Source organism: Bartonella sp. CL162QHHD (genome assembly GCF_042195435.1).
In the GTDB taxonomy this organism is placed as follows: Bacteria; Pseudomonadota; Alphaproteobacteria; order Rhizobiales; family Rhizobiaceae; genus Bartonella.
Window position 1 is genome coordinate 55,843 of record NZ_JBHIOG010000061.1, and the last position, 19,289, is coordinate 75,131.

Here is a 19,289-nt window from a genome sequence, read left to right on the forward strand (position 1 = left end):
CCTATTGTATCAACCTATCAAGAATAAAAGGTTTATCTGTTTTGCCTTGAGGAACAAAAGTTCCTTGTGAAGAATTCACTCCTGTTGAAGGAGGTAACTCTAATGACCCTTTACGCCCACACCCAACGATACCCAAGCCCCCAAAAAGGACAATCATCACCCCCTTTAATATAATTTTCATCTGTCCTCTTTCCTCATCTCGATCTCTTTTTTACCTTTAAAATACAATCACTCAAGCGCTCACGAGACGCTTTTTCCAATACGCAATTTGCCGAAAAACCTCTGAAGGCGCTGTTCCCCCAAAGCTTTTGCGACTTTCAACAGATTTTTCAACGGTCAAAACATCAAAAAGTGTCGCATTGATATCAGGACAAATTGCTTGAAGTTCATCTAATGATAAATCATGGAGGCGACACTGTTTTTTTTCTGCCAATGCCACAGCACACCCTGTGATGTGATGTGCTTCGCGAAAAGGAATCTCTGATTCGCGTACAAGCCAATCAGCAAAATCTGTAGCTGTTGCATACCCTAAATCCGCTGCTTGTTTCATGGCTTTTTTATTCACTTTCAAATCAGCAATCATCCCTGTCATTGCTGCTAGTGATAATTCCAAACTCAAAGCCCCATCAAACACATATTCTTTATCTTCTTGCATATCCTTTGAATAAGCAAGCGGTAATCCTTTCATCACCGTTAACAATCCCATAAGCGCACCATTCAATCGACCTGCTTTCGCTCGTACTAACTCTGCCGCATCAGGATTTCTCTTTTGTGGCATAATAGACGAACCCGTTGAAAAAGCATCTGATAAATGAATAAAACAAAACTGTTCACTTGACCAAAGAATTATTTCTTCTGCTAAACGTGAAAGATGTGTTGCACAAAGAGCGCCAGCGCTTAAAAATTCCAATGCAAAGTCACGATCTGAAACACTATCAATTGAATTGCGTGTAGGTTCGCGAAAGCCTAGCGCTTTTGCTGTCATAAAACGGTCAATTGGAAAGCCTGTCCCCGCTAAAGCAGCCGCTCCTAAAGGCGATTCATTCATTCGCTCAAGAGCATCACGCATCCGCGATAAATCTCGACCAAACATTTCAACATAAGCCATCATATAATGACCCAATGTTACGGGTTGAGCCAATTGTAAATGCGTAAAGCCTGGCATAAAGGTATCAACATGTTGTTCTGCGCGAATAAGTAATTGCTCTATCAATCCTTTTAAAGCTTGTGCTATCTTTTGCGTTGCTTCACGTACCCACAAGCGAAAATCAACAGCAACTTGATCATTGCGTGAACGCGCCGTATGCAAACGCCCAGCTACAGGACCTATCAATTCGCTCAGCCGCGCTTCAATATTCATATGAATATCTTCAAGCTTTCGTGAAAAAACAAATTTACCGTCTTCAATTTCTTGGCGAATAAGTTTCAAACCATGAACAATTTTTTCATAATCTGATTGTGAAATGATTTTCGTTTGCGCTAACATAGCTGCATGAGAAAGAGAACCTTCAATATCTTGTCGATAAAGTTTTTGATCAAAATCAATAGAAGCATTAATTTCTTCCATAATTGCAGCAGGGCCTGCCGCAAACCGACCACCCCACATTTGGTTCTTTAACTTCTCATCTGTCATATTCTGAAAACACCCATCCAAAGGACAAAATTATGATTTTTCAAATTTTCATCAGCAAAAAAAACAATAAAAAAAGGCAACTTTCCCTTGCATTCTTTATCATTGCATTGAGTTTATACGCAACCATAAACTACGATACCAAAAGAGAGTTTTTTCTTTTCAATTTCATTTCAGCAGCACAAGCACAAGAAATAAACATTAATAAAGCACGAGCAGAAAAAATGATGGCGATACGAAAAGCAGCAAAAGGCTTTTTTAGCCACATACGATTTGCTGATACGCCCTCAGATATGAATAAACTCTCTTTCAAGGATATTCTAGGAAAAGAGCACACACTCAGCGAATTTACTGGAAAACCAATGCTGGTTAATCTATGGGCTATTTGGTGTGCACCTTGCCGCACAGAAATGCCTGAACTTGCGCAATTAAAACGTGAATTAGGTGGAGAAAACTTTGATGTCATAGCTATTAATATCGATAAAACTGCTTCTCCTGAAAAAATTCAGCAATTTTTACAGAATATTCATTCAGATAATTTGCTTTACTATCGCGATGAAACAATGGATATTTTCAACAATGTTAGAAAACAGGGGCTCGCTTTAGGACTCCCCATTACATTGCTCATTGATAAAGAGGGATATCTCATTGCTTCTTTCAATGGTGCAGCTCCATGGGCCAATGACGATGCCAAAGCACTTATAAAAGCAGTCATTAAAGAAGCCCTATAACTTTAATAACCGCGTCTTTTTAAACGTTGTATAACAAGATCCAGTGCTGACAAAAAAGCAGAACGGTTTTTACGAGAAAAAGGACGGGGACCACCTATTATACTGCCCTGTCCACGCAAATCTTCCATCAAATTGCGCATCGCCAAAGCCTGACCAATTGAATTTACATCAAAAATACGCCCCGTTGGCGAAAGACAAAAACCCCCAGCTTGCACAACCCGTGCTGCTAAAGGAATATCACTGGTAATAACGATACTTGCCTCATGCACATGTTCTACAATCCAATCATCAGCACCATTGAATTCACCAGCAACGACCACTCTTTCAATGAGTGCTTCATCTGGAAGGGACAAAGAACGATTTGCCACAACAAATGTCTTAAGCTGATAACGATTCATCACACGATAAACTTCATCTTTTACAGGACAAGCATCCGCATCAATCAACAAAGTGATAGCAGGCTTTATTGGGATATTCATACCTTGGCTTTCAAGCAATAATAAGCTCTTTCATTCATCTGAATGTTGCAAATCCTTGCGATAAAACATTATCGCCGCGTTTATTTCTCCTCCCAAAATAAAAATTGCACTCAATATGTAGAGAAAAATAATAGCAACCATAATAGATGCCAACCCTGCATAGGTAGAAATATAATCAAACATCGCTAAATATTGCGCAAAAGCGATAGAAGCCATAAACCATATAAACATTGTCACCACTATTCCTGGTAAAATATCTATAATTTTCCGCCGCCCTGCTGGAAGCCATTTATGAACAATCAAAAGACTGATAAACAAAATAACGATTGCAACTGTATAACGCCATACACGAATAACAGCAATATATTCAGTCATAAAAAAAGAATGATTTTGCATAATTTTGATCAACAAAGGCGCCAGAATCAATAAAAAACTAATCACAACAAGACCAACAGCTCCAAGGATTACAAAAAACAGGCTTTGAAAACGACAAAATAACAAACTCCGTCGATCAGTAACACGGTAAGCTTTATTTAAAGCCGTACGCAAAGCCTCTATCCCATTAGAAGCAAAATAAGCCGCTCCAATGACAGAAAGCGTCAACACACCTCCTCGATGAATGGTTAAAACATTGACAATTTCCTGAGATAAAGGCTCTGCAATAACATCAGGCAATAACTGCACCAGTGCTTTAATTTTTTGCGGTGTATAGGTAAAAGCCCCTAGAAAACGAGCAAACGATGTTCCAAAAATAAAAAAAGGGAAAAATGCTAAAAGCCCCGATAGCGCAACATGGCTTGCAAAAGCACTCCCATTATCACGCCAATAATGACTTACTGCGTCACCCAAAATACGATAGCTATACCAAAAGATATTTTTTAACAAAACTCAATACTTTCTGGTAAAACTCTTCCTCAGTCTATTTCAAGTTTTATAAAAATCATCAAAACTCTGCAAATAAACATTTTGCAATGCTGCAATATAAAGGTCAATAATCAATACGGTCAAGCCCGACTTTATACCAAAACAAAAACAATAACCCACTCTATGAAGTTCTACAACGACCTCATTTTTTTGTTACTTCTACAGATCAGTAACCTCTTCTGTACATCATATGCCCTATAGAGAGCTAAGCAAGATGATCGTGCACACATAAAACCTTTTGAAGTCATGATTATCTGTATCGGAGCAATCGCCCCTCCTTTTTATTGCAATCTATGACTGAATAAAGAAAAAACTTCTTATCGATTTCTAGAAAAAACCAACGAAATTCAACAAAACCCCCTTGCTTTTATTCACCCTTTTTTAGAAACACTCTGACGTCCAAAATCAGGAGCATCAATTTCCTGTCCAGCATCAATAATATTGCGACGTACAGCACGCGTACGTGTAAAAAAGTTAAACAGTGTCTCACCATCTCCTAAATGAATTGCCCGTTCTAAAAAAGCAAGCCCCTCACTAAAACGGCTCAACATTTCTAAAATAGCATCCTTATTATGCAAACAAATATCTCGCCACATAACGGGATCAGAAGATGCTAAACGCGTAAAATCACGAAAACCGGAAGCGGAATAAGCAATCACTTCCGAATTTGTTACTTTTTCTAAATCACTCGCTGTCCCAACAGTATTATACGCAATCAAATGGGGTAAATGTGAAACAATAGCCAAAACAAGATCATGATGCTTAGGTTCCATCTTTTCGACACGCGCACCACAAGCTTCCCAAAACGCTGTTAATTGTGCGACAGCAGCAGCATCGCTATCCGCAAAAGGCGTTAAAATACACCAACGATTCATAAATAAATCAGCAAAACCAGCATCCGGTCCTGAATATTCCGTTCCAGCAATTGGATGCCCTGGAATAAAATGAACCGTTTTTGGCAATAAAGGTGCCATTTCCGCAATAACCAACGCTTTCGTAGAACCAACATCACTCACAATCGCTCCAAGTTTTAAATGATCACGAATAGTTTTTGCCACTTCTGCACTAGCTCCAACAGGAACAGAAAGAATAACCAAATCTGCTCCTTCAACAGCTTTTGCATTATCTGTCGTATAAAAATCCCCAAGCTCCAATTCACGCGCTCTTTTCAGGGTTTCTGGACGACGTGTTGCAATAGAAATCTGAGCCGCAAGATTTTTCTTTTTAATCACTCTTGCTAAAGAAGACCCAATCAGACCGATCCCAATGAGTGCTATTTTTTCAAACTGAATATGGAGCATCTTTCACCTTCTAAGATTCTTTGCAAATGGCAATAAAGACAATTGTAAAATCATAATTTTCTTGTTTGTTTGTTCAAGAGTTATGCGTAAAACATTAAAAACGACAACTAGGGAATAAAGAATAACGCAGTTTACCAATTATCACCTGCGCAAGCTGACAACAGATCACTTTACCTAGAAAACACATAAAAAATGAATGACGAGAAATCTAACATCACGCTCTAAAACTCCCTCTTAATTACTGATCAAAGTGCATCACCGAAACAAAATAAAATGCACTCTCAATTAGGATAACAACGACTCTACATAAAATCCCATCAGTTTACTTTATCTTACTAATTTACTCACAAAAAAACACATCAAAAGCGTAAGTAGACCCTAACTCTTCTCCAATTATCCCGATACGTTCATTAATTTGTACATTAGACCTATATAAAAACGTATTACGACTCCACCTACAACATCAACATAAGTTTCGCGAATATTGAAAACACCGTAAAACAACGCATACCAAAAGATACCATTAAAAACATTTTCCTCTCCCGATTCCGGATACCATAAATCAAATAAATATGAGAAAAACACGCCCTCTCAATAAAGAAAAAGTTTGATAACAAAAACACTGAACATCCCTTTAATGGAATCACACCCCTCGCGTAAAATAGAACGCCCTAAATAGAATAGATTTGGATTACAAATTCATGCGTTTGTTTTAAAAAGGCATCTCGCTCCCCAGCCTATCTCACGACAATGTTCGTAAATGTTATAACTATAAATCCATTAAGCACGACCCTCTTTACACTTAATAAAACACTATTATTATATTTTCCTACCCCCAATGTTGCAAAAAACCTTGGAATTTGAGAGCATTCATAAGAGGCATTTTTAGTGCTTTCTTGCACAGTTTTTATCCACACGCCCCCACTTATAACGTGCAAAAGACATTGTTCTGATTGATTCAATATAAAAAATAATAAATTATTAATAATAAACAATGGCTAGCTTTGTTTATGAGACACATTCATTGCTAAGATAATCATCTCTGTATCAAACATAAAAGTTTCCCCATAGGTGCTGTCGTTTTCATCATAATCTATTTTGACCTTCTCCTCATCCCACGAAGATTCTTAATTCATACAGATCTGCACACCGTTCATTTTCTTGTCTAAAAGATTCCTCTGGCTCACTATTTTATGTGATTCAATTAATCTATAGTATATTGATTTATAAAAATAATAATTTTTTTCAATTTGAATCATAACTTCGAATACTGTAAAATTCTTCCATCACAAACCCTCTTATCAATTAAAATCTCTTTTCTACACGTCACAAGAAGACATGTGAGAAAAAATGATGAAAAACGCTTTCTAATGCTAAAAACTGTAGCAACATTAGAGGCTAGCAAAGTATATAATGAGTGTCGACTTGCACTTTTATTAAGCGTAAAGATAGAGTTGCTCTATGGGTTTTATATTCTTCACAAGGAACTTTACTTCTACACCATTCATAAACACCGCCTCGAAATAGATATGACGCGCATTAAAAAATATTTCTAAGAAAGCGTATGAATCTACCATACAAGTGTCTTCTGTTGTTTGAGATACTCTGTTTTACATGGGGGTGTTACTCCATTAAGACTCTATGAACCAACCTAATATTCACCAAATACCCACACAAAAAAACATCGAATACATAAAATTTGATATGAGCCTCGTATCACTACTCTAAAAAACAGTACTTTACGATACAACAAAATAATAAAACTGTTTCAAAATGGCCTTTTGAAAATAAACTATTTCTTTTGAAGAAAAATTTCTATCAAGCTTTCAAGCTCCTAAAATGCATCCTCAAAAATACAAGTTCCACCAACCTCTACTTGATAGCATAACAGTTTTAATTGCTGAAAATGCCTCTGTGGTATACCAAAAATAAAAAATCATTATATTTCTAGGCTGTTAAGCTGCCATCTGGCGTCGTGCAATAATTGTAAGCCCTAACAAAACTTGACGAATGATAGCTTCGCCCAAAAGTGGATTTTTACGACTGTCTAAAACAGCACTCTGAATTCTTTCCATTGCATAAGAAATTTGTTCTAATTTCCAATATTTTAAAGCTTGTTCAACGATCTTTTTCCGTTGAAAAAAAATGGGAGGACGAGCTTCAGAAACCACCGTAAAAGGCGATTTTCCTTCAACCTCTACCTGATAACGCAATAGCTGTAATTGCTGAAAATGCCTTTGAGCTGTACTCAAAATTAAAAAAAGTGCCCCATGCACTGCTGCATGTCGGTTAAAATGCACTTCAAAGCCTGATATATTGCCCAATAAAAGAGCATCAATGACTTCATCTTGAGAAAGAGCGCTGACATCGCTTACAACAGCTTTCACATCTTCAAGAGTAATATGAACATTTGCAGCGTAAAGACAAAGCTTTTCTAATTCACCTCGTGATACAAGGCGATCCGCCCCTAAACATTCATGCAACCATCTACGTGCATCTAAAGAAAGAGTCTTCTTAAACTGCCTTAAAACCTCATCAATCAAACCGTCAAGAGAACGCATATCATCGGCAAAACAGGGCAAAGCCATCGCTTTTGATGCCGTTTCAACAGCATTGCGCAACCCTGTTCCTTTTTTTAAATCCCCTGATTCAATGAGTATAAAACAAGCTTCTGGTGGCTTCTCAATTAAAAGTTTTAAGGCAGCAAGAAAACCTTTTTGATTAGCCGCATTAGAGATCCATATCAAACGATCTCCCCCAAAAAGCGATAACGTACGCGCTTCATTTTCCAAACGCGCAGGATCTTTATCAATTTCAGCAGCATCCAAACGAATTGTCGAAAATGGATCTTCTATTGCTACCTGTGTAAGTTTTGCAAAACATTGTGCACGCTCACAAACAAGACCACGATCTGGCCCATAAATGAGAACAATAGGAAAAGCACGTGAAAAACGCGTTAAAAACTGATCAACTTCATGTGCTTTTTTCTGAGCCACATTATTAATCCATTAACAGTTCATCATCATCAAGAACTTCCCCGCGAACTTTCTGAAACATGCCAATTAAATCATTGACATCCAAGCCCTTACGCTCTTCATGACAGACATCCAAAATCACTTTTCCACCATGCAACATCAAGGTGCGATCGCCATAATCAAGAGCCTGACGCATAGAATGAGTCACCATGATAGTCGTTAATTTTTTCTCTTCAACGATTTTTTCAGTCAACCGCATCACAAAATCAGCCATTCCAGGATCAAGCGCTGAGGTATGTTCATCAAGCAATAAAACATCCGCATGTGCTAACGTTGCCATCACAAGACAAACTGCTTGGCGTTGCCCACCTGATAAACTATCCATAGGATTATGAATATATGCTTCAAGACCAATGCCTAATTGAGCAATTTTCTCTCGAAAAAATTGCCGTTTCTCATAATTTAAAGCTGCACGCAAACCACGACGACTTCCTCGAAGAGCAGCAAGAGCCAAATTTTCTTCAATTGTTAAAGAACCACAACTTCCCTCTAACGAATCTTGAAAAACACAAGCAATTTTTCCAGCGCGTTCACTGACTGATTGCCTAGAAACATTTTGTCCATTGATAACCACTTTCCCTGTTGAAGGAAGCGTTGCACCCGCTAAAACACTGAGCAAAGTTGATTTACCAGCACCATTTGAACCAATAACCGTAACAAAACTACCCTGATCAATTTTCAGGTTAATATCAATTAAAGCCTGTTTTTCCAAAGGTGTTTGCGGTTTAAATGTGACCCCAACATGAAAAAATTCAATCACGTTTACGCCTCCTCCAATAGCGTGGCACAATAAGGGTTAAAATAACCAACAGTGAAGTAATCAACTGAAGATCTGTCGACGTATCAATACCAATTCCATTTGCTTCAAATGCAAATTGCACCGCCACACGATAAAGCACAGACCCTACAATACAGCTGATTATAATCCAAAAAATATTGCGCGTACGAAAGAGAGTTTCACCGATAATCACGGCTGCCAATCCAAAAACAATTGTTCCAATTCCACCGGTAATATCTGTTGCAATCGCAGTTTGAATATAAAGAGAACCACCAAGTGCCACACACGCATTGGAAAGCCCCATTCCAAAATATATCAATGCTGATGTATGAACACCTTGCGCCGTCGCCATGCGTGGATTAGCTCCCATTGCACGCATAGCAAGACCAATTTCACTTTCCAAAAAGCGCCAAATCAAAAACGCCATAACGAGCAACACAATACCAACGAAAAGAGGGCGCACAAAAATATCAGACAAACCAAACAGATTATAAAAGGGCGTTAACGCCGTATCAGCAAGAGCTAAATTAACATTAGACCCTCCCATAATTCCCATAATACGAAGATTAACCGTATAAAGTGCCGACATTGTTAAAATAGAAGCTAAAAGATTCAAAATGCCAAAACGCAAATTCAACATAGCCGTTAATAAACCAGCCACCATACCTGCACAAAAAGCACATGCCATAGCTGTCCATGCATTGAAACCCAAGAGAATCAAAACACCACAGACACAGGAACCAAGAAGAAACGATCCATCAACTGTTAAATCAGGAAAATCTAAAACCCGAAATGAAAGATAAACCCCTATAGCAACAAACGCATAAATAAGGCCTAATTCCACAGCACCAGAAAACGCAAATATATTCATGTAAAAACAATCTCCATGAAAACTTAACGTATTTTTATAGGATCAACACTTTGATCAATAAAAGTTATTGAATCACTTTTGTTGCACGGTCAATAACTGCCTGCGGAATAACAATCCCTGCTTTTTGGGCTGCTTTCAAATCAATTCGAATGTCATTATTAGCCGCCTGTACAACATCAATATCACCAGGTTTTTCACCCTTTAGAATACGCACGACCAATTTTCCAGCATCAACCCCTACATCATAGAAATTCACACCTTGCGTCATAAAAGGCCCGCGCCCGATAGTATTAGCATCAACAGTAAATACAGGCATATTGGCTTCCTCTGAGACCTTTATTGCACCTTCTAAAACAGATAAAATCGTATTATCAGCAGGAACAAAAATAATATCGACCTTACCGATTAAAGCGCGTGTTGCTGCCTGCACATCTGAAGGCTTTGGTGCCGATGAGGGAATGATTTCAATTCCAGCTTTTTTTGCTACATCCTTTAACGTTTTAAGTGTCGAAACAGAATTTGCTTCAGAAGCATTATAAAGATAACCAATTTTTTTCAAATCTGGTTTTACTTCTTGTAAAAGTCTAACACTTTCTGCAACATCTATACGATCAGAACTCCCCGTCATATTACCGCCAGGTTTGGTAAGTGAAGAAACGATTTTAGCTCCGATAGGATCAGAAATCGCTGCAAAGACGATAGGAATTGTTTTTGTTGCCGCAAGCATCGTTTGTGCTGAAGGCGTGGTAATTGCTACAATAACATCTGGTTTATCACCAACAAATTTACGTGCAATTTGCGTTGCTGTTGAAATATTACCCTGCGCTGATAAAAAGGTAAGTTGAAAATTTTCACCTTGCTTATAACCATTTGCTGCAAGCACATCTTCTACACCTTTACGAACAGCATCCGCAGCAGGATGAACCATAATTTGCGTTATTGCAACTTTAACGTGTTTAACTTGGTCATCGGCCTTTGCAACACTGTTCATCATAAAAACAGTTGCAATGATAATCCCTAATATATTTATTCTCTTCAACATTATATTCCACCCCTCTCCATGCAAAAATTAAAAAAGGAATAATTTATTACTGAAGAATTTTCTAAAATCAATCTTTATTTCATTTTATTTAAACATGGACAAAATAAATCAAACTAAAATGATATTTTTTTGTTGCAATTCGTAGAAGCCTACGCCATACAGACAAGACATATATCGAATCGGTAAGCGGGTGTAGCTCAGGGGTAGAGCACAACCTTGCCAAGGTTGGGGTCGTGGGTTCGAATCCCATCGCCCGCTCCATTGAATTTTGTATTTATTCGTTCTTGTGTGGAGTTATAGCTTGTCATCGGTTGTTGTAGCTGTATGTAGCTTGCCAGCAGGTTTTGTATATTTTTCCACTCGGTTTTGTATCAATTTACTTTTTTCAAAGTTTTTCTAAGATTCGTAATTTCTTGTGAAGCATCTATTGGATTGGGGGCTTAGATCTAAGATAATAATTTTTAACTTAGACGGATTTTTTTACAGCCCCCGTATAAAAGATTAATTAGAAATGATGAGCAATGACAAGAAAAACAAATGTTAAACAAATCAAAAATTGACTTATCATTAGAGAATAATTTTTGTTCAAAAGTACGTCTTTTACCAAAATTGTGCCCTAAAATAAAGGTTGTTGATTTTTCAAATGGCGTTTCTTCTATTAATTCAACATTTGCTTCAGATACATTCAATATTATCTCTGCTAAAAATTTACAAGAAACTATACCTGTAGAGCAGGCAAAATCTATAATCGCTTTCTTGTAATGCGCAGAAACTACCTTTAGCTTGGTGGGTTGGACCTCATTCGTCTCATTATAAAGTTGATGAAGTTCTCTTATCTATTAGCTTAGAGCATGTTGAAACAGAGGTAGGCATGGCAGCTTTAGCGCAAGATATAGACTCACATGTTACTTCTATGCCGGATAACTTCAAAATCAAGGAAGTTGAATCACTTCAAGATTTTAGAGATTATGGAAATGTTATGGCATCAGTCTTCGAGCCTTTTGATGAAGAAGCAGTTATATTTTATGAAACAATAGGCCGTTGTTATAAATAAAGACTCTGATGTAGAGATGTTCGTTGGTTATATAAATAACAATCCTGTAGCAATATGTTTTTGTATTAAAGCAGATGGAGTTGGTGGAGTGTATGATATTGTCACCAATCCAGATTTTCAGAAAAGAGGTGTTGGGTCATTCATGACAAAAATTGTATTGAGCATTTAAAAAGAAAGAAATGTCATGTTATTGGTATGCAAGCCTCTCACGAGGGAATTGGCATTTATAAAAAATTGGGCTTTACAAACTTTGGTGAATTTAAAATTTATTCCAATAAACACATGATCATTGAGTGATGAATTCTTTTTTGCTCATCAACTAAAAGAATTTATTATTTTCAGCAGAGCTCAAATATGATCAAGCAATCGATACAACCAAGGAAGCTTGGCCAATTCCCTTTACTACTGATAGTGAAAAGCTAAAATCATTACAAATATAATTGTTTTAAATGACTCACTCAAATTTTCTTATTTTCTTACTTTGTCTTAAATAAAGATATCTATCACAAATCTAAGTTGAATAAGTGTAAATTTTTTATATGATCAATAATCTACTGTTTGTTACTGATAATTATGAAGAACTCGAAAGCAAATATTTAGAACGACAGTTGCATCATAGTTTGTTAGATGGTTAGTCTGTTAGTTAATTAATAGAAAAAATTTTCGCTTTATAAAATAACCAAAGGAGCTTAAAAAAACTTTCAAAGATCATTTAAAGGTCCTTTATGTGTATTGTTTCTTTTTTATATCACAGTTGATGATGAGAAATCTCTCACGCTAATTGTATTATTTTTACACGAAATAAACTATTTTCACCTATTATGTAGAGTGAATTAAGTTTTTGGGATTTCTGGCACATCATTTGAAAGACAAAAGAAATTTTCCCTTGTACTTGTGCAAACAGCGTGGACATCATTTGGTAATCCTCTTGCTTGAACAAATTCTTATCCAGAATAATCTTCAACACAAAAATAAATTAATAACTTGATTTATAAAGATAATTTATCATTATTCATATTGAGCAAGCGTCTCAAATATCATAGGACTATCTCATTTCAAATCTCTATACATTAAAATCACTCACAATCATCTGCTCACGCATAACAGGCAAAATTGACGTATCGATAAAATTCACTTGAAGAAAGGAATAAAAACTCTTCTTCTGAACGCTCTGAAATACCAAAGATTATCGCAACATTGGGAGCTAAAATAGTATAGGGGGAGGACCCCTTTCACCTTGAAAACGTAAAAATGGGAAGCATAATAGTTTTATACACTTCATAGAGGCTTTAGACCATTCACGAACATTATTATAAAATGGATGTTACACACCTTGAGAGAAATCTCTTTAAAATAAACATGTGAATTAACAATATAAGTGCATTCTATTTTACATGAGGAACATAACTTTAATCAAGATAAGGTAACATAAGGTGTTGAAACCGTCATAGCGCACAATAAAATCAGACCATTTTAAATGTTTAATGGTAACATCTGCTAAACAACAGAATAAAAATTCAATTTTGAAAAGATTAAACCATACGCTACAGGTCTATTGAAACTCCGATTGTACGATCGACTATCTTCTCGCTAAAATTTAATCACTATAAATATAAAAACCTTAAAACCCGCTCTAAGTGCGTGAAAGTTTCTAGATCTTGCTGTATTAAATGTTGAAACTCCTCATGGCTACTCATCTGAAACGCCAATAATTCCATCAGAAAGTATCAATTTCTATTTAGAAAACCCTATCCATACCGACAAAAAACTCTGTAAATGTTAGATATCTTCAATAATTTTGATAACGATTTTGGCTCATCCTGTTTTGCCACCAATATAAGAAACAGCAAATATAGTGGGATCAGCCAGCTTTAATATTGGTCTTTCCCTCTATCCTTTTTTCTATCAAATCCTGATTTTACAATTCCTTTTTCTCTCTTTTTTTATACTCAAAATTGCCTCTGAAACAGGATAGATTAATCGTAAAAAATATATAAAAGAAACAAATTATAACATTTTTTTCTCATCCTTCTTAATACAAAATAACTGTTAAGCTACAATGCGCTAACACTTATCAGTCATAAGTCCAAAACAGCATATAATGACGAAACAAATTCATAGAGTGAAGATTTTTCACTATCAATCGTTGTATTAATCTTTCCATAATGCATAAAAATGATGAAGCGGCCCTCGCCCTTTCCCTACTTTTAAAGCATCTGAGGCAGTTAAAGCGCCATGCAAATAATCTTTTGCTTGTTTAACAGCGCAATCCAAAGGTTGGGTAGGTAACAGAGCTGCAATGGCAGCAGAAATGGTACACCCTGTCCCATGATCATGAGTGGTTGAAAGACGAGAGGCTTCAAGTATAACAAGGTTTTCACAATCACAATAAAGATCTGGACTAGAACAATCGTAATTTTCTGTACTATTTCTGGTAAGCGTATTCAAATGTCCCCCTTTTAACAAAACTGCACGACACCCTAGCGCCAAAAGTCGTGGAGCATATTGATACATAGTCTCTAAAGACCATTGCACTTCACATCCCAATAACAATGCAGCTTCAGGCAAATTTGGCGTGATCAAAGTTGACATCGGCACAAGAACATCACGCATAATTTCAATTGCATCAGACTTTAAAAGAACATCACCACTTTTTGCAACCATAACCGGATCAAAAACAATGAAACGCGCTTTATGATAAGCAAGACGTTCTCCAATAACCTGTGCAATCTGAGCATTTGCAACCATACCAATTTTAACAGCATCAACATGGATATCCTCAAAAACAGAATCAATTTGATCTGCAACAAAAGAAGCATCTAATGCCTGAAAAGAACGCACACCCTGAGTATTTTGTGCAACAACAGCTGTAACCACACTCATACCATAAGTTTTCATAGCTGAAAAAACCTTCAAATCCGCCTGCATTCCAGCGCCACCAGAAGGATCTGTTCCCGCAATAGATAAAATCCGTGGAATAAAAAGTTTATCTTTTTGTAATTCCATCAACCTCTTTCCTTCTGTTTTTAAATATCGGAAAATGAGTTACCGAAAAATAGATGCTTGAAAAAATATAAAGAAGATGTTTTCTCATGTGAATTATATTATATATGAAGTCTTCTTATAGATATAAAATGGAAAATGTAGTGCTTATCCTTCGTTCTATTCTTTTTACGTTCGCTTTTTATACAACAACTTTCATACAAATGATTCTTTACGCTCCCGTTTATTTTTTAATGCCCCGCAAAAAGGCATGGATTGTCCCTAAAACATGGGCACGCGTTACACTCTTTTTGCAAAAATACATCGCAGGCACAAGTTATGAGATTGAAGGTTTAGAAAATCTTCCCAAAGGACCCTACATCATTGCTCCAAAGCATCAATCGGCTTGGGAAACTTTCAGTCTTGTTCCCTATTTTGATGATCCCACTCTCATTTTAAAACGTGAATTGATGTGGATTCCATTGTTTGGCTGGTATATGGCAAAAACGCAAATTATCCCCATTAACCGCACAACACCCATCAAAGCCTTAAAAATGATTATACAAAAAGCAAAAGAGAAAGTAAAACAAGGGCGCCAAATCTTGATTTTTCCCGAAGGAACACGCCGACAACCCGGTCAAGAACCAGATTATAAGTCAGGAATTGTCGCGCTCTATAATGAATTAGGACTTCAAGTTGTTCCTATTGCACATAATGCGGGTTTATATTGGCCACGCAATAATTTTCGCCGCTATCCTGGAACAATTCGTGTCCGTATTCTTCCCCCGATAGAGGCTGGTTTAAGCAAACGTGATTTTCTAGATCAACTTGTCCAAAAAACTGAAAAAGCGTGTGATGAACTGCTTCTCTTAGCAGCTCAAGATCCTACCCCTCCTCCTATGCCACCATACGCTGTTCAGAAACTTCAAAAACTAAATCATCATGAAACAATGCACTGATTGATAAGAATAATGCATCACTTTGTATATTGAGCGGAGTATAGGGAACAAAAATATAAGAAAGATACTTCAAACTTTCTAATTCAAAATTATAAAACACATGTACATGATAAGAAATAATCAATGTGTAAATTTTTTTGAAAAAGAATTCTTCCTCTCTTTAAAATCATTTAAATAACATACATCTCATTGATTTATAAGGATATTTTAGCGTTATTCAACTTGAATGAGAACCCTGAATACCGTAAGATTTTCTCATTTCAAATCTACTCTAGGTTGAATCAATTAGAATTATTTTCTTGCACATTACAAACGGGGATACCTCGTGTGAATAAAACGATACAAGAAAAGATTAAAATACTTTTTACGAACCATCTCAAATACCAAGGGCTGTCCTAATAGGAAAGCAAGAAAAATGTATGATTATGCAGATTCGTTCCTTCCTGAGAAACATCAATCCCCCAAGAATCTGAAATCTTGTACAATCTTCATTATTTAAAAAGTATTTCTTGAGATACTTAAGTCATCAAACCAAATTCAAGGGGAAAATAAAAATGAGTGTTGTTTTTTATCCCACATACACAACGGATACAGCAATTAACCATCTTTCCTTCCTATCCTAGACTTAAAAGCTTTGTGTGCTACATTAAAACAATTCTAAATAACGAATAAGAGGGAACTAGATTTAAATTAATGCAACGTCTCTTCTATAATTTATTTTTTTCTGTGATTTTGAGTTTATCCAGCGCTGTTGCTCTAGCGCAGCCTTTTATTTCTGTTGATGTTACAACGAAGCGTATCTTAAAACATAATCAAGCTTTTGAGCGTTGGTATCCTGCTTCCTTGACAAAATTAATGACTGCTTATGTTATTTTTCGTGCCATGAGCCGAGGGGAAGTTTCACCAAACAAACATATCACCATCAGCGAATACGCCGCAAAAGCTCCCTCATATCGTTCAGGCTATAAAGCTGGTTCTGTACTCACACTTGATACAGCCTTAAGTATTACCATGGTTAAATCTACCAATGATTTAGCCATTGCCATGAGTGAAGCTATTGCGGGTTCACAGAAAGATTTTGTACGTAAAATGAATAGCGAAGCTAAACGTTTAGGCATGTTTGGCACCCATTTTGCGAACGCAAGTGGTTTACCAGATCCTCAAAACTACTCCACGGCACGCGATATTGCTCTTTTAGCCGTTCAAATACGTCGAGAATTTCCACAATATGCTCATTATTTTTCTATTCCAGCCATTGATTTTGGTAATAATCGAAAAATCCAACATAACTCAAACAACCTCATTGGCCGTTTTTATGGGATAGACGGTATGAAAACAGGCTTTATTTGTGCCTCTGGTTTTAATCTTGTTGCCTCAGCCACCCGCAATAAACGTACAATTATTGCTGTCATTCTAGGTGCTAACAACATAAGTGAAAGAGAAGAAAAAGCTGCACAACTTCTTGAAACAGGATTTTTGCACCAAGGAACCCCCCAATTAACACTAGCAACATTAAAACCTTATGGGAGCAACATAACACAAGCCAACAATATGAGACAACAAACATGCACACCTGAAGCCATAAAAATGCATGCAAATTCATATGATGATCAAGGAAATATTATTCTCACCTCACCTTTTATCACTGCTCCACCTTCTTTTTCTCATCCTTTATTAGTACATCTCATTCGTACGCCACAAACACCTAAAATGACAGTAAAACCACTAAGAAAACCCTATATTCCGTATAAAAGGCACGCAAACCATTCTATAAAAAGTCATAAATCATAATCTAAAATTAATTATAATACTTTGATTTATAATGATAATTAATTATTTTGTACCTTATGTCAGAACCACAAGTATTGTAAGATTCTCTCATTTCAAATCTGTATTTGTTGAAGCAATAAAAACCAGTTTCTTGCCACCACAAGGTGGATGAACATGTAGATAAAATAATTAAAACAAAGAATAAAAATTCTTCCTATAAGTCCTTTCAAGAACTAAGAATTATCGTAACATTGACGCTAAAAAGTGTATGATATACCCACGTGCACCTACCTTTATAAGCGTAAAGATAGTGGTACAATGGATTTCATGGGGGATTAACCATTATATCCCTCACGGACACCATTATAAATTGGTTAGACATACTGAGATATATTTTTTAAAAACAAAACTATGATTGATGATTAACATGAAAATAAAGCGCATCCCCCTCACGCTTATTACAGGTTTTTTAGGCTCTGGCAAAACAACTTTGCTCAACCGTATGCTACAAGACCCTCTTTTAACAGAATGTGCTGTTATCATCAATGAATTCGGCGAAATCAGTATTGACCACCTTCTGGTTGAAAAAACGACAGAAGGAATTATTGAGCTTGCCAATGGCTGCTTATGCTGCAATTTACGCAGTGATCTCATCGACACATTAATTGATTTAATAAATCGCGTTCAGACAGGACAGATCAAACAACTCCATCATATTATCATTGAAACCACAGGGATGGCTGATCCCGCCCCTATTTTACAAATACTTTTAAGCCACCCGTTGTTTATTCAAACATTGTCCATAAATGCTGTTCTTGCAACATTTGATACATTAAGCCCGCTTTCCATATGTGAGCGCTATCCTGAAATATATAAACAATTAATATTTGCTGATAAAATCATTCTCACCAAAACAGATCTTAGAGACCCACAAACGCTTTCAGATACACTCCTTAGCACACTTAAAACAATGAATCCTACAGCACAAATCATTGACGCCCATTCTGAAGATTTCTGTTCAAATCTATTAATAAATAACACATTATGGGCTGAAAAAGTAGAAAATACAAAACTTAAACAAAATCTTACGACTACCCCGCATGATCATACCCCCCATAAAACCATTCGTACCTTTTCACTAAACTGTGAGGGTCCTGTTGATTACGCCACAATTGAAGCCTTTTTAGATCTCCTACAAGAGCGTTATGGTACAAAATTATTACGTATTAAAGCAATTATCGCATTGCGTGATGACCCTTATCGCCCACTCGTATTACATGGCGTACAAACATTTTTTCACCCTCCCATAAGATTGCCAGCATGGCCAAAAGGAATAAAACAAACACGTTTCGTCATCATTGCCGATGGTGTTGAAAAAGAAGCTATACAAAAACTCCTCAATGCTTTTTTTAATAAACCAGCAATAGATACTGCAGACAAAACAGCTCTCTTAGAAAATCCTCTGGTCATTCCAGGAATAAAATTTTAATTTTTTCTCCTCTTCAATGATATAGCATTAAATTCATTGACACCACCATCTTTATGTTTTTAAAGGAGCAAACCGGCACATCATTACACACTTTGCTAATTCCCAATGTTGAAATAGCTTTTGGCACTTGAAACGGTTTGTAAAAAGCATTTTAGTCTTTCTTGTACAATTTCACCCACGCAGCAATCCTCGCTTGTAATGTGCAAGCAAATGGTTTTAATTTATTCAACATGCAACAGCTTTG

The 19,289-nt window shown here is 36.4% G+C and carries 17 protein-coding genes and 1 tRNA gene; 8 read left to right on the top strand and 10 right to left on the bottom strand.

All coding sequences use genetic code 11. The annotated features are described in order from the left end of the window. Position 1: 1 nt before the first annotated feature. Both ACFILD_RS05885 and argH read right to left on the bottom strand, forming a co-directional pair. Positions 2-181, bottom strand: coding sequence for an LPS translocon maturation chaperone LptM (locus ACFILD_RS05885; protein ID WP_375637319.1), 180 nt, complete (start codon positions 179-181; stop codon positions 2-4). Between the two features lie 51 nt (positions 182-232). Next, positions 233-1,633, bottom strand: coding sequence for an argininosuccinate lyase (gene argH / locus ACFILD_RS05890; RefSeq protein WP_273790089.1), 1,401 nt, complete (start codon positions 1,631-1,633; stop codon positions 233-235). A gap of 32 nt (positions 1,634-1,665) precedes the next feature. On the opposite strand from argH, the gene ACFILD_RS05895 reads away from it, so the two are divergent. Next, positions 1,666-2,361: a TlpA disulfide reductase family protein gene (locus ACFILD_RS05895; RefSeq protein WP_273790090.1), complete on the top strand. Its 696-nt coding sequence runs from the start codon at positions 1,666-1,668 to the stop codon at positions 2,359-2,361. Between the two features lie 2 nt (positions 2,362-2,363). On the opposite strand, the gene ACFILD_RS05900 is transcribed toward ACFILD_RS05895, so the two are convergent. The 7 genes from ACFILD_RS05900 to ACFILD_RS05930 form a co-directional block, all read right to left on the bottom strand. Then, complete coding sequence (locus ACFILD_RS05900; RefSeq protein WP_375664924.1) at positions 2,364-2,840, bottom strand: YaiI/YqxD family protein; 477 nt, start codon at positions 2,838-2,840, stop codon at positions 2,364-2,366. A 30-nt stretch (positions 2,841-2,870) separates the two neighbouring features. Further along, a complete protein-coding gene (locus tag ACFILD_RS05905; RefSeq protein ID WP_375664883.1) occupies positions 2,871-3,725 on the bottom strand; it encodes a YihY/virulence factor BrkB family protein in 855 nt (284 codons plus the stop codon). Between the two features lie 410 nt (positions 3,726-4,135). Then, positions 4,136-5,065 (bottom strand): prephenate/arogenate dehydrogenase family protein, encoded by a 930-nt coding sequence (locus ACFILD_RS05910; RefSeq protein ID WP_375618338.1) that lies wholly within the window; start codon positions 5,063-5,065, stop codon positions 4,136-4,138. 1,955 nt (positions 5,066-7,020) lie between these two features. Beyond that, positions 7,021-8,061: a DNA polymerase III subunit delta gene (gene holA, locus ACFILD_RS05915; RefSeq protein WP_375664884.1), complete on the bottom strand. Its 1,041-nt coding sequence runs from the start codon at positions 8,059-8,061 to the stop codon at positions 7,021-7,023. Positions 8,062-8,065: 4 nt separating this feature from the next. Further along, complete coding sequence (locus ACFILD_RS05920) at positions 8,066-8,860, bottom strand: ABC transporter ATP-binding protein (RefSeq protein WP_375628574.1); 795 nt, start codon at positions 8,858-8,860, stop codon at positions 8,066-8,068. After that, positions 8,853-9,749: an ABC transporter permease gene (locus ACFILD_RS05925; protein ID WP_273790095.1), complete on the bottom strand. Its 897-nt coding sequence runs from the start codon at positions 9,747-9,749 to the stop codon at positions 8,853-8,855. The genes ACFILD_RS05920 and ACFILD_RS05925 overlap by 8 nt, the downstream gene beginning before the upstream one ends. A gap of 64 nt (positions 9,750-9,813) precedes the next feature. Then, positions 9,814-10,791 (bottom strand): ABC transporter substrate-binding protein, encoded by a 978-nt coding sequence (locus tag ACFILD_RS05930; protein WP_273790096.1) that lies wholly within the window; start codon positions 10,789-10,791, stop codon positions 9,814-9,816. Between the two features lie 186 nt (positions 10,792-10,977). Between ACFILD_RS05930 and ACFILD_RS05935 the strand changes: the two genes are divergently transcribed. The 4 genes from ACFILD_RS05935 to ACFILD_RS05950 all read left to right on the top strand — a co-directional run bounded on the left by ACFILD_RS05935 (position 10,978) and on the right by ACFILD_RS05950 (position 12,014). Then, positions 10,978-11,052, top strand: a tRNA-Gly gene (locus ACFILD_RS05935). A gap of 276 nt (positions 11,053-11,328) precedes the next feature. Then, positions 11,329-11,553 (top strand): hypothetical protein, encoded by a 225-nt coding sequence (locus tag ACFILD_RS05940; protein ID WP_375664885.1) that lies wholly within the window; start codon positions 11,329-11,331, stop codon positions 11,551-11,553. A 109-nt stretch (positions 11,554-11,662) separates the two neighbouring features. Continuing rightward, positions 11,663-11,845, top strand: a complete 183-nt coding sequence (locus ACFILD_RS05945; RefSeq protein ID WP_375630671.1) for a hypothetical protein — start codon at positions 11,663-11,665, stop codon at positions 11,843-11,845. Between the two features lie 16 nt (positions 11,846-11,861). Further along, positions 11,862-12,014: a GNAT family N-acetyltransferase gene (locus ACFILD_RS05950; RefSeq protein ID WP_375664886.1), complete on the top strand. Its 153-nt coding sequence runs from the start codon at positions 11,862-11,864 to the stop codon at positions 12,012-12,014. 1,982 nt (positions 12,015-13,996) lie between these two features. Here ACFILD_RS05950 and thiD read toward each other — a convergent pair. After that, positions 13,997-14,851, bottom strand: coding sequence for a bifunctional hydroxymethylpyrimidine kinase/phosphomethylpyrimidine kinase (gene thiD / locus ACFILD_RS05955; RefSeq protein ID WP_375630667.1), 855 nt, complete (start codon positions 14,849-14,851; stop codon positions 13,997-13,999). Between the two features lie 128 nt (positions 14,852-14,979). On the opposite strand from thiD, the gene ACFILD_RS05960 reads away from it, so the two are divergent. The 3 genes from ACFILD_RS05960 to ACFILD_RS05970 all read left to right on the top strand — a co-directional run bounded on the left by ACFILD_RS05960 (position 14,980) and on the right by ACFILD_RS05970 (position 19,045). Beyond that, complete coding sequence (locus tag ACFILD_RS05960; protein ID WP_273790137.1) at positions 14,980-15,786, top strand: 1-acyl-sn-glycerol-3-phosphate acyltransferase; 807 nt, start codon at positions 14,980-14,982, stop codon at positions 15,784-15,786. 693 nt (positions 15,787-16,479) lie between these two features. Next, on the top strand, positions 16,480-17,577 hold the full coding sequence (locus tag ACFILD_RS05965) for a D-alanyl-D-alanine carboxypeptidase family protein (protein ID WP_375664887.1): 1,098 nt from the start codon (positions 16,480-16,482) through the stop codon (positions 17,575-17,577). A 406-nt stretch (positions 17,578-17,983) separates the two neighbouring features. Then, positions 17,984-19,045, top strand: a complete 1,062-nt coding sequence (locus ACFILD_RS05970) for a CobW family GTP-binding protein (RefSeq protein WP_375659807.1) — start codon at positions 17,984-17,986, stop codon at positions 19,043-19,045. The last annotated feature ends 244 nt before the right edge of the window (positions 19,046-19,289 follow it).